This window comes from Pyrococcus sp. (assembly GCF_030153625.1).
In the GTDB taxonomy this organism is placed as follows: Archaea; Methanobacteriota_B; Thermococci; order Thermococcales; family Thermococcaceae; genus Pyrococcus; species Pyrococcus furiosus.
Window position 1 is genome coordinate 1 of the sequence record NZ_JASKLM010000060.1, and the last position, 10,152, is coordinate 10,152.

15 protein-coding genes and 1 riboswitch are annotated in these 10,152 nt (G+C 41.5%); of the genes, 4 read left to right on the top strand and 11 right to left on the bottom strand.

Annotated features, from left to right (window positions below):
• The 10 genes from PWP39_RS08885 to PWP39_RS08930 form a co-directional block, all read right to left on the bottom strand.
• Positions 1-443, bottom strand: a 443-nt coding sequence (locus tag PWP39_RS08885; protein ID WP_288073488.1) for an NADH-quinone oxidoreductase subunit B family protein, incomplete at its 3' end; no start/stop codon positions are given.
• Positions 444-447: 4 nt separating this feature from the next.
• On the bottom strand, positions 448-795 hold the full coding sequence (mbhI, locus tag PWP39_RS08890) for a membrane-bound hydrogenase complex subunit MbhI (RefSeq protein WP_014835411.1): 348 nt from the start codon (positions 793-795) through the stop codon (positions 448-450).
• Position 796: 1 nt separating this feature from the next.
• The gene (locus PWP39_RS08895; RefSeq protein ID WP_011012577.1) at positions 797-2,329 is read right to left on the bottom strand and encodes a proton-conducting transporter transmembrane domain-containing protein; all 1,533 of its coding nucleotides are present in this window, start codon (positions 2,327-2,329) and stop codon (positions 797-799) included.
• On the bottom strand, positions 2,326-2,679 hold the full coding sequence (locus tag PWP39_RS08900; protein WP_011012576.1) for an NADH-quinone oxidoreductase subunit K: 354 nt from the start codon (positions 2,677-2,679) through the stop codon (positions 2,326-2,328). The genes PWP39_RS08895 and PWP39_RS08900 overlap by 4 nt, the downstream gene beginning before the upstream one ends.
• Positions 2,676-3,122: a Na(+)/H(+) antiporter subunit B gene (locus PWP39_RS08905; protein WP_011012575.1), complete on the bottom strand. Its 447-nt coding sequence runs from the start codon at positions 3,120-3,122 to the stop codon at positions 2,676-2,678. The genes PWP39_RS08900 and PWP39_RS08905 overlap by 4 nt, the downstream gene beginning before the upstream one ends.
• Complete coding sequence (mbhE, locus tag PWP39_RS08910) at positions 3,115-3,414, bottom strand: hydrogen gas-evolving membrane-bound hydrogenase subunit E (RefSeq protein WP_011012574.1); 300 nt, start codon at positions 3,412-3,414, stop codon at positions 3,115-3,117. Before mbhE ends, PWP39_RS08905 begins: the two co-directional genes overlap by 8 nt.
• Complete coding sequence (locus PWP39_RS08915; protein WP_048059061.1) at positions 3,411-3,668, bottom strand: DUF4040 domain-containing protein; 258 nt, start codon at positions 3,666-3,668, stop codon at positions 3,411-3,413. Before PWP39_RS08915 ends, mbhE begins: the two co-directional genes overlap by 4 nt.
• Positions 3,658-4,032, bottom strand: coding sequence for a monovalent cation/H(+) antiporter subunit G (gene mnhG, locus PWP39_RS08920; protein WP_011012572.1), 375 nt, complete (start codon positions 4,030-4,032; stop codon positions 3,658-3,660). The genes PWP39_RS08915 and mnhG overlap by 11 nt, the downstream gene beginning before the upstream one ends.
• Positions 4,029-4,283: a cation:proton antiporter gene (locus PWP39_RS08925; RefSeq protein ID WP_011012571.1), complete on the bottom strand. Its 255-nt coding sequence runs from the start codon at positions 4,281-4,283 to the stop codon at positions 4,029-4,031. The genes mnhG and PWP39_RS08925 overlap by 4 nt, the downstream gene beginning before the upstream one ends.
• Positions 4,280-4,783, bottom strand: coding sequence for a monovalent cation/H+ antiporter subunit E (locus tag PWP39_RS08930; RefSeq protein WP_011012570.1), 504 nt, complete (start codon positions 4,781-4,783; stop codon positions 4,280-4,282). Before PWP39_RS08930 ends, PWP39_RS08925 begins: the two co-directional genes overlap by 4 nt.
• Before the next feature lie 225 nt (positions 4,784-5,008).
• Between PWP39_RS08930 and trxB the strand changes: the two genes are divergently transcribed.
• Positions 5,009-6,001 (top strand): thioredoxin-disulfide reductase, encoded by a 993-nt coding sequence (trxB, locus tag PWP39_RS08935; protein WP_014835409.1) that lies wholly within the window; start codon positions 5,009-5,011, stop codon positions 5,999-6,001.
• 107 nt (positions 6,002-6,108) lie between these two features.
• Positions 6,109-7,473: an acetyl ornithine aminotransferase family protein gene (locus tag PWP39_RS08940; RefSeq protein ID WP_011012568.1), complete on the top strand. Its 1,365-nt coding sequence runs from the start codon at positions 6,109-6,111 to the stop codon at positions 7,471-7,473.
• 651 nt (positions 7,474-8,124) lie between these two features.
• On the opposite strand, the gene PWP39_RS08945 is transcribed toward PWP39_RS08940, so the two are convergent.
• Positions 8,125-8,820 carry a phosphoglycolate phosphatase gene (locus PWP39_RS08945; RefSeq protein ID WP_011012566.1) on the bottom strand — a complete coding sequence of 232 codons (696 nt, stop codon included), beginning with the start codon at positions 8,818-8,820 and terminating at the stop codon, positions 8,125-8,127.
• 112 nt (positions 8,821-8,932) lie between these two features.
• A riboswitch (Fluoride riboswitch) is annotated at positions 8,933-9,013 on the top strand.
• A 21-nt stretch (positions 9,014-9,034) separates the two neighbouring features.
• Here PWP39_RS08945 and PWP39_RS08950 point away from each other — a divergent pair.
• Both PWP39_RS08950 and PWP39_RS08955 read left to right on the top strand, forming a co-directional pair.
• A complete protein-coding gene (locus tag PWP39_RS08950) occupies positions 9,035-9,889 on the top strand; it encodes a prenyltransferase/squalene oxidase repeat-containing protein (RefSeq protein ID WP_011012565.1) in 855 nt (284 codons plus the stop codon).
• Positions 9,889-10,029 carry a hypothetical protein gene (locus PWP39_RS08955; protein WP_014835408.1) on the top strand — a complete coding sequence of 47 codons (141 nt, stop codon included), beginning with the start codon at positions 9,889-9,891 and terminating at the stop codon, positions 10,027-10,029. The genes PWP39_RS08950 and PWP39_RS08955 overlap by 1 nt, the downstream gene beginning before the upstream one ends.
• The last annotated feature ends 123 nt before the right edge of the window (positions 10,030-10,152 follow it).

Here is a 10,152-nt window from a genome sequence, read left to right on the forward strand (position 1 = left end):
TCTAGAGCTAATACGACTCCATGGAGAATTGCCTCTGGCCTAGGTGGACATCCTGGGACAAAGACGTCTACTGGGATTATCCTGTCAAGTGGGGCATTTGTAAATGGGCTTTCATAGAAGACGCTTCCTCCAGTTGGGCAGGCTCCAATGGCTATTACTATCTTGGGATCTGGTGTTTGTTCATACACTAGCTTTACTCTCTCGAGGCTTTGGTTTGTAACTGGACCGGTGACTAAAAGAATGTCGGCATGTCTTGGACTTCCCACTAGCTTTACTCCAAATCTTTCCGCATCATATCTTGGAGTTAATGCTGCGATTATCTCAATGTCACATCCATTACATGAACCTGAGTTTACGTGAAAGACCCAGGGGGACCTTCCAATGAACTTACATAGTTGGGCAATTCTCTTCTCCAACCTTTTTCTCTCCGAATTGTTAGTCAAATTATCACCCCCTTAGTAGGAGTATAACGAGGATAAATGCAGTTGTCATTAGGAGATAGCTGACATAATCGGGCAGTAATCCAGTATGGTCATTTTTTAGCGTGGCAAAGAACTTCTTCACACCATTTACAAGTCCCCACATTGTGTTTCTTCCTGTGTAGTATCCTTCAAGATGCTCGAATCCTGGGATTACTTTTTCTGGATCCTCACCACTTATGAATATTTTTGTTCCTTCTCCCACTTCCCTTGTTCCCATTCCACTCTTCTTGGCCCATAAGTTCAATAGATATGCAAGTATTAGGCCAATGATAAATACGATGATAAAATAGAGGGGATCCCAGTATCCAAACATTTCATCCACCTCCCATTAAGGATGAAATATAGTCAATTACATCCCAAAGGGCTCTCGCTGTTGGAACCATTATTCTGTCACTTATTTGCCATGGGAAGAAGCCCATGACTATTATTGTCACTACAAGAATTATCATTGGAAGCATCATAGCTATTCCTGGGTCTCTTGCATTCGTGACCTTTTCACTTGGCCTTCCGAAGAATGTGAATAATGCCCTTACATAGGCTGCTGTACAAAACACTGTCCCAATGACAGCAATTGCACCTAATATTGGATTGAACAGAGCTGAGCTTTCGTAGATAAGCCACTTACTTGCAAATCCATTTAGAGGAGGTAGACCAACAATTGCAGCTGCTCCAATCAGAAAGGCAAAGGTTGTTTTTGGCATCGTCTTTGCCAATCCGCTCAGCTCGTTCATGTTTCTAGTTCCAATTTCGTGAATGACAGCACCTGCAACAAGGAAGAGGAGTGCCTTCATTAGCGCATGATTTACAGTGTGGTATATTGCACCTGCCAATGCTATTTCACCTACTCTAGTTCCATAAGCCACCATTCCTATTCCGAGTCCCAGGAGAATGTAGCCAATCTGTCCCACTGAAGAATATGCGAGCAGTCTCTTCAAGTCTTCTTGCACAACTGCCATTGCGTTTCCAACTATTAGAGTAATGCATGCGAAGATTATTATTATCCACCCTATTGTCCCAAGATTTATCGTTGGAGAGAATATGCTGAACACTATCCTTGCTATTGCGTAAATTCCTCCTATCTTAATTACGAGACCTGAAAGCATTGCTGAGATTGAGCTTGGAGCGGCTGGGTGTGCATCTGCTAGCCACATGTGAACTGGAGCAGCACCACTCTTGAAGAGTAATCCACCTATGAAGAGGGCAAGGGCAACTTTCGCTACTATTGTTGGGTTTTCCGCAATCTTTACAGCAAGATAACCCATGGTAAGTGTTCCATATTGCCCATAGAGAAGGGCTATCCCCAGAAGAACAAAGCTACTTGCCAATGACCCTGCAAACATGTACTTTATGCCGGCTTCAATTCCTTCCCATGTGTCATTCCTGAATGCAACAAGTGCATAGCTTGCGATGCTCATTATCTCTAGGAAGACATAGAAGTTGAATATATCTCCAGTTATCGCTATTCCGAGCATCCCAAGCTCTAGTATTAAGATTAGGGTGTAGAACTTCTCTAGTCCAGTGTCGTGCTTCATATACTCAATAGAGTATATGACCGCTAGGAAACTAACGAAAGTCACTATTAGAACCATTAGGGCCCCAAACTTGTCAACTTCCCAGACTATTCTAATTGGGAACGTTGCTTTTCCAAAGGGATTTGGTGCTCCTAACGTATAGACTATTGTCCCTTTGCTCCAGACTTCTCTAAAGACTTGTATTCCGACAATGAGGGTTGCAAAACTTATCATAGACGCCCAAATTTCCTTTGCTTTGCCCTTTAGTAGGCTCACTATAGGCATTGAAAATGCCCCTAAGAGGGGAATGATAATGATGAATGGTAACCAGGTCATCCTCTCAACCTCCTAAGCTTTGTTACATCCAAAGTTCCATAATGCCTGTATGCGTTGACAGTAAGGGCAATAGCTAAGGATAGCACACATACTCCAATAACTATGCTTGTGAGAACTAATGCTTGGGGAATTGGAGCCACCATCGCTCCTCCTTCATACCCGGTGTATATTGGGGCAGTTGGAGGTATTCCGTTTTCCATTCTGTATCCTTCACTTATCAGGAGAAGGTGTATTCCGGAGTCAATTAGGTTGAGAGCAAGTACTAATTTAATCAAGTTCCTCTTGTAAAGTAAGGCGTAAATTCCTAGTAAAATCATAATTGTTGCCGTTAGATATTGAAATGCGATCATGACTTCCACCTCCTAAATACGCTGAGGGCAAATAGAGCTGATACTAGGCCTGTGAACACCTTCAGCCCAACCCCCAAGTTCATTATGGGGAGGAATCCTGCAGACAGAAGAGTCCCAGGAGAGCTATTGAAGATGGGTCCTTCGTGCCATAGAATGTTGTAGAAGAATGCCACACTTAAACCTAGCATTGCTGCTCCCAGGAAGACTAAACCGCCAAGTCCTTCGAGCGCTGAGTATAGATTTTTGTTTATCTTTTCTTTCGCGGCTTTAACTCCAAAGGCGATCAGGAATAGCACTCCAGCTCCGGCTATAGTTGCTCCTCCCTGGAATCCACCACCTGGGGTAAGGTGACCATGCGTAACTATGTAAGCTCCGAATATTCCTATGAAAGGTATCAAAGCCCTCGCGTTAGTTCTAACTATAACTCCCATATCTTCATTCATTCTCCTCCCTCCTCCAGGGTCTTAAGAGTGCCACTGCACCTGCTATGGCCGTAAAGAGAACAGTAGCTTCACCCAAGGTATCGTATCCTCTGTAGTCAAACACTATGTCCGTGACTATGTTTGTTCCCCCCACTTCCTCAATTCCATGTTCAATGTAATAGTTGTCTGTGTATCTGTATTTTAGCCAGTCCTCTCCTCCAACTCCAAACTTTATCCCGTATTCTGGGCTTAGGGCCACCAAAAGGCTAGCAAATATTACAAGCAATGAAAGGAATCCTAAAGCTCTTTTCATGGGGCTTCACGCTCCCATCTCTCTGTTTTTGAGATGGCATACATAACCAAAGCAGTAACAACCCCAGCCCCAACTGCAGCTTCAGCTATGGCAACATCTGGAGCGTGGAGCATGTAGAATTCCAAGCTCAAGAGTAGGCTCATGGCTGCAGAAGCCAATACTGCAACAAGGAGGTCTCTTGTAACGATCATTAAGACTGAGGAAAGTATAATTCCTCCCAATACGATGAACTGAATAATCATGTCAAGATTCATTTTTCTCACCCCTTTCTTTTTCGAGATATGCATCAACAACAGCTCTCTTTGGTAGATACCCTGTCTTGTGTGCTGCCTTTGCTATTGCGTGGGCACCAACTGGGTTAGTTAATAGCAATGCTAACATTGCAACAAAGCTGTGTATTGCCATCTGGAGGTACTTTGGATTTCCTGTGGCTTGAAGTTTCACTATTGCGTGTGTTATGACAGCTAAAGCGGCGAAGATCGTTCCGAAGGTTGTACATTTTGTTGCTCCATGAAGCCTTGTATAAACGTCCGGAAATCTGTGGAGGGCTATGCTCCCAAGCATGTTAAAGGTAACACTAATTCCCAGGAATGCTATTATGAGATAATATGCAATCATTGCAATCCCCCCTGCAGATATTTTGCTATAACAAGGGTTCCGACATAGCTTAGAAGAGCGTATACTATCGCTATGTCAATGTATATTGCTCTTTCATAAGCTGCCCCCAGGAGAAGCATTATCGCAACAATGAGGGTGTTTAGCGTATCGACCGCAACAACTCTATCTGGGACTGTGGGGCCTAAGGCTAGTCTGATGAATGTTATGATTCCGGCAATTCCTATTAGGAGAGTTGCATAAAAGAATATCATGCCCCTAACCTCCTAGCCCATTTTTCAAATGGTCCAGAGACGGGTTCTGAGTTTTCAGGCCATTCTAAACCTTCTGGAATGTTTATCCAGTGAACGTAGAGAGCTTTCTCCTCTGGGCATGCTTCAACGGTTAGGGTACCTGGGGTGAGGGTTATTGAGTTGGACAAAATTGTGTACTGAGCATCGTTCTCTAACTCTACTGGAACTCTAACAATTCCGGGCCTTATTTTCCCTGTGATAACTCTGTAAGCGACATCTAAGTTTGCTTTTACCATTCCCCAGAATAGGACAGGAGCATAAGCAACAAATAGTATCCATTTTACTGGATTTAAGAACCGTGAGGCTTTTTCTCCGATAATGTTTCTGGTTGAATACCCTACTATTGAGGCAAATATCAGTCCAGCTATGAGTTCCTGGGTACTCCATAGCATTCCTTTACTCCCTGCTGTTAAAACAAGCCAGAGGAAGTAAGCCCATATAAATGCTGTTATGAAGGACATCGCCAAACCTCCTTAACATTTGGTTTGAAACGGTATTTTAGTGCCATATTTTCCTCTCTCCAAATTCGTATTGGCTTTGAAACATTAAAAAGGTTTTTTGAAGCATTGAATTGAAAATAAAGGTATTTAACTTTTGGTTTATAACATATGTTTTATGGAATTACTCACAAATGTTCCAAAATGCTTTTAAGTAGGCACCACCAAGTTAGGGCAGGAGGTGAGGACATGTTCAGTTTAGGAGGATTAACAAAGAGTAGTGTTGATACTAGCAAAGTATGGGATGTTATTATCATCGGAGCTGGTCCAGCTGGATACACAGCAGCAATTTATGCTGCAAGATTTGGACTTGATACACTCATCATCACAAAAGATCTTGGTGGAAATATGGCATTGACAGACCTAATAGAAAATTATCCAGGATTTCCAGAAGGGATAAGTGGAGCAGAGCTTTCAAAAAGAATGTACGAGCAAGTAAGGAAGTATGGGGTAGATGTAATTTTTGATGAAGTAGTAAGAATTGACCCAGCCGAATGTGCATATTATGAAGGACCATGTAAGTTCACAATAAAGACTGCAAACGGTATGGAATATAAGTCGAGAACTGTGATAATAGCCGTTGGAGCAGAACCAAGGAAATTAAACGTCCCAGGAGAGAAAGAGTTCACTGGTAGGGGAGTTAGCTACTGTGCTACCTGTGATGGCCCTCTATTTGTTGGTAAAGAGGTAATTGTTGTTGGTGGAGGAAATACTGCCTTACAGGAGGCTCTATATCTTCACAGTATAGGAGTTAAAGTTACCTTGGTTCACAGAAGAGATAAATTCAGGGCAGATAAGATACTTCAAGATAGATTTAGGGAGGCAGGAATTCCTGCGATACTTAACACCGTTGTTACTGAAATTAGAGGAAAAGATAAAGTGGAAAGTGTAGTTCTGAAGAACGTTAAGACAGGAGAAACATTCGAGAAAAAAGTTGATGGTGTGTTTATCTTTATCGGATACGAGCCAAAGACAGACTTTGTAAAACATCTGGGGATCACTGATGAATACGGCTATATAAAGGTAGATATGTACATGAGGACAAAGGTTCCTGGTATATTTGCAGCAGGAGACATCACAAATGTTTTCAAGCAGATTGCAGTTGCAGTGGGACAAGGAGCCATAGCTGCCAACTCTGCAAAAGAATTCCTAGAGAACTGGAACAAAAAGGATGTTGAGTAATTCTTCTCCTGGTCTTCCTTATTTTTCGAAAATTTTTCGAACAAAAGTGCTCATTTTCGAGCTTAAGGTTAAAAGTGTGCTCATCCACTATTTCCTGGTGATGAAATATGGAGTTAAGGCCAAATGTTAAAGAAATCCCAGGTCCAAAGGCGAGAGAAATAATAGAGAAACACCACAAATACATGGCAACTACCACCAATGATCCCAATGAGTACTTCTTAGTTATTGAGAGAGCGGAGGGAGTTTACTGGATTGATGTGGATGGAAATGTAATCCTCGACTTCTCTTCAGGAATTGGTGTTCTCAATGTTGGATTAAGGAATCCTAGGGTTGTTGAGGCCATAAAGAAGCAGTTGGACTTAGTTCTTCATGCTGCTGGAACAGACTACTATAATCCATATCAAGTTGCCTTGGCAGAAAAGCTTGTTCAAATAACACCTGGAGATTTCGAGAAGAAAGTATTCTTGAGCAACAGTGGAACTGAGGCCAACGAGGCAGCACTAAAGATAGCAAAGTGGTCCACAAACAGAAAGATGTTCATTGCATTTATAGGGGCATTCCACGGAAGAACTCATGGAACAATGAGCCTCACCGCTAGTAAGCCCGTTCAGAGGAGCAGGATGTTCCCAACAATGCCTGGTGTTGAGCACGTTCCTTATCCAAACCCATACAGAAATCCCTGGCACATTGATGGTTATGAGAACCCAGACGAACTCATAAATAGAGTTCTGGAGTACATAGAGGAATATCTCTTTAGTCACTATGTTCCAGCAGAAGAGGTTGCAGGAATAGTCTTTGAGCCAATTCAGGGAGAGGGTGGTTACGTCGTTCCCCCAAGGAACTTCTTCAAGGAACTAAAGAAGCTGGCTGACAAGTACGGCATACTCTTAATTGATGACGAGGTTCAAATGGGAATTGGTAGAACTGGAAAGATGTGGGCAATTGAGCACTTTGGAATAGCCCCAGATATCATCACTACAGCAAAGGCTCTTGGTGGAGGCATTCCAATTGGAGCTACAATCTTCAGAAAGGATTTGGACTTTGGAGTTAGTGGAGTGCACAGCAATACCTTTGGAGGAAATGCCGTAGCCGCAGCAGCTGCACTTGCAGTAATGGAGGAGTTGGAGAATGGATTGTTAGAGAATGTCCAGAAATTAGAGCCCCTGTTCAGGGAGAGACTTGAAGAAATGAAGGAGAAGTATGAGATCATAGGAGATGTCAGAGGTATAGGCCTTGCATGGGGTGTAGAATTCGTAAAGGACAGAAAGACCAAGGAATATGCAACTAAGGAGAGAAATGAAGTAGTAGTTGAGGCTCTTAAGAGAGGTCTAGCATTGCTAGGGTGTGGAAAGAGTGCCATAAGACTAATTCCACCACTAATAATCAGCGAAGAGGAGGCCAAGATAGGACTTGACATATTTGAGGAAGCAATAAGGGTAGTCAGTGAGAGGTATGGATATAAGATCCACTAGTCTCTTCTAAACTTTTCTTTGATTCTACATATTTTTTCTTATCTAATGGAAAATTATTGGCGTTTTCGAGTAGAGCATTAATAAATTCGGCCTGTTCTTTGCTCCAAATTTCGTTAGGAGTTCTCTTTAACTACTCAACAATAGAGCTTTATGTATTCTATCCTCTCACTCATTTCTCTATTCAATTGGATTCACCCCTAATTTTTTGCAGAATCTTTTGAGTTTTTCTCTATCTATAACATCTTTAAATAGCTCATAAAGGAAATATGCGTCTTCATAGTCCTTATCACTTCCTAGATAAAGTTTGTATGCTATCTGAAGTTCTATTGGTGGAATATAAACGTTTAATTTTCCTGCTTTAACGAGGATCCTTTCTTTCAGGGCTATTAAGTGAATTTCATTTTCTTGGAAACTTTACTTCAAGATTTGGGAATATTTTGCCCTTTTTTGATATCCTTAAGGGCAAACCTTCTTGAAGCATTTCATAAAGGTCTTTGGGATTGTCTCCATTTAAGAATTCAAAATTAGAGGAGATGAAGTCATTATATAATTTTTTGAATTTTTCAAATGATATTCTGGCAATTATTGTATCTATATCTTCGGTTCCTCTTGCTCTCTTGAAGGAACTTAATGTTCATGGAGTCCTCCCCTTTATATGTATCCAAATTTTTCTAATATGTGGTATATTGCCTCTGCTCCTCCTTTTCCATATTCATTTTGTGTTATATAATCTGCATTTTCTTTAAGAATTTTCGGAGCTTGGGCAACGGCAATTCTGTACCCAACAACTTTGAAAGCGTCAAGATCATTTTCTCCATCTCCAACATGAGCAACTTCTTTTGGATTTAGCCCCAGTAGTTCACACGCCTTTTCTATTCCACTTCCTTTATTTATCCAAGGCTTCTTCACATGGATTGCAAATCCTGAATCAACGGCCACTAAATTTAAGTTGAGCTCCTTAATGAGCTTTCTTACCGTTTCAACATCTATCGTCTCTCTCATAATCACTAAACCTGCTCTTCTGTCTGGCATTGTGTGACTAGTTTTTACGTTGGGAAACCTCTTCTTTAGCTCACCCCAAAGTATCCATTCTTCATCCATACTAGTTAGGAAAATTCTTTTCTTTTTGTAAGAAATTGCTCCTCCATCTTCAGCAACCACAGGTCCAGAAGTTCCTATTAAGATGCTTGCAGCCTCCGCAAATTGAACCGTATTGCCAGTTACTAGCATAATTGGAACTCCAAGACTTTCCGCTTTTCTTATTGCTTGTAATGCCTCTTCATGAATCATTCTATTCGGATAAGTGATCGTCCCATCAATGTCTAAAGAGATTGCTTTTATCTTCATTCTCTCACCCCTCTGATCTAATAATCTAAAAACTTTTAAAATAATTGGGGAAAGCAAGAGTGGAACCGTGGTCGATGAACTGAAACCGGTGACGGGAGTAGGTTAGGCCACGGTTCTTTGGGGTGATGGCGCCCGCCCGGGGCTTCGAGCCCGAACCGCCTCCCGTTGGGAGGCTGATGGCGCCTATTCTGTAGAACTTGAGGGAGGTGGCAATATGGGCTCGAAGCTCTCTAGGTACATAAATTTGGAAAAGGTTTTGAACTATATTGAGAAAAGGCGTCATGAGGATGGAGGTTACTGTTTTGTCTCCCAACTTGATGATACAAACATAAATGATACCTACTATGCCGTAAAGATATATTCACTCCTGGGAATTGAAGTTCCAGAAAAAGAAAAGACAATTGAGTTCCTTTATAGCTCAGCCAAACCACAGGCTGCTACTGTTGCTATTGCCATGGCAGTTGAGGCGCTTTCAATTTTAGGAGCTAAGAACTTGGCAGAGGAGAAAATGAATCTATTGTTCAAAAAATATAATCCCATGGAGGATAAGTTTGCAGTAGGTCTTGGAGGGAGTGAGGAGTTTGGTACAGCAACACCTTTGGAGGCAACTTATTGGGTAATGAGAGCTATGAAGGCAGTAAACTACAATCCCTCTAATGAAATGAGAAAGGGAATCATAGAGTTTGTGCATAAATTCAAGCTGGGAGATGCATATGGAGTAACACATCCAACTACCACAATGACTTACCAGGCTCTCTACACTCTAGATTTCCTAGGAATAAGGGAAGATACAAGACACTTTGAACTTTGTGAAGTTTGTGGAGACTGGGGAGGCTTTACTGAAGTGCCCAATTCACTACCTCCATATATAGAGCCAACATTCTATGCTCTAAGGGGATTAGAACTGCTGGGAAGGAAAGCAAAATGCATTGAGGCTCATATTAAGTTCATAAGGTCTCTACAAAATCAAAATGGTGGGTTTAGGAGAAGTTATGAATTAGGTATATCAAACTTTCAGAATACCTATAGAGCATTGGCAAGCCTTGATATATTGCTAAGGTGGCTATGATGGAAATCTGGGTGAATGAAGAAGAATTTGAAGCAATAAAAAAGAACAAAGAGAAGGGCTTGGAATTGCTTAAAGACAGGGAAATGTTTAGGTCTTATTTGCTCTCTTTGAGATTTAAATTTTTATGTAAAAAAAATTAGCAAGTCTAGAGAGAAAGCTTGCTGAGGATACTGTTAGGATAAGCTGTGGGGTGTCAGGTTTAAGTTACTGGCAGTACTTTAGAAAAAGAAGGGGGAACATGAAGTCTGAAACCATTATTTACT

What these genes read in the sequence shown, in the direction of transcription:
- PWP39_RS08915 (WP_048059061.1), bottom strand. Translation starts at nt 3,668, where the DNA reads ATGAATCTTGACATGATTATTCAGTTCATCGTATTGGGAGGAATTATA.
- PWP39_RS08925 (WP_011012571.1), bottom strand. Translation starts at nt 4,283, where the DNA reads ATGATATTCTTTTATGCAACTCTCCTAATAGGAATTGCCGGAATCATA.
- mbhI (WP_014835411.1), bottom strand. Translation starts at nt 795, where the DNA reads ATGTTTGGATACTGGGATCCCCTCTATTTTATCATCGTATTTATCATT.
- PWP39_RS08945 (WP_011012566.1), bottom strand. Translation starts at nt 8,820, where the DNA reads ATGAAGATAAAAGCAATCTCTTTAGACATTGATGGGACGATCACTTAT.
- PWP39_RS08955 (WP_014835408.1), top strand. Translation starts at nt 9,889, where the DNA reads ATGGAAATCTGGGTGAATGAAGAAGAATTTGAAGCAATAAAAAAGAAC.
- mbhE (WP_011012574.1), bottom strand. Translation starts at nt 3,414, where the DNA reads ATGAAAAGAGCTTTAGGATTCCTTTCATTGCTTGTAATATTTGCTAGC.
- mnhG (WP_011012572.1), bottom strand. Translation starts at nt 4,032, where the DNA reads ATGATTGCATATTATCTCATAATAGCATTCCTGGGAATTAGTGTTACC.
- PWP39_RS08895 (WP_011012577.1), bottom strand. Translation starts at nt 2,329, where the DNA reads ATGACCTGGTTACCATTCATCATTATCATTCCCCTCTTAGGGGCATTT.
- PWP39_RS08930 (WP_011012570.1), bottom strand. Translation starts at nt 4,783, where the DNA reads ATGTCCTTCATAACAGCATTTATATGGGCTTACTTCCTCTGGCTTGTT.
- PWP39_RS08940 (WP_011012568.1), top strand. Translation starts at nt 6,109, where the DNA reads ATGGAGTTAAGGCCAAATGTTAAAGAAATCCCAGGTCCAAAGGCGAGA.
- trxB (WP_014835409.1), top strand. Translation starts at nt 5,009, where the DNA reads ATGTTCAGTTTAGGAGGATTAACAAAGAGTAGTGTTGATACTAGCAAA.
- PWP39_RS08905 (WP_011012575.1), bottom strand. Translation starts at nt 3,122, where the DNA reads ATGAATGAAGATATGGGAGTTATAGTTAGAACTAACGCGAGGGCTTTG.
- PWP39_RS08900 (WP_011012576.1), bottom strand. Translation starts at nt 2,679, where the DNA reads ATGATCGCATTTCAATATCTAACGGCAACAATTATGATTTTACTAGGA.
- PWP39_RS08950 (WP_011012565.1), top strand. Translation starts at nt 9,035, where the DNA reads ATGGGCTCGAAGCTCTCTAGGTACATAAATTTGGAAAAGGTTTTGAAC.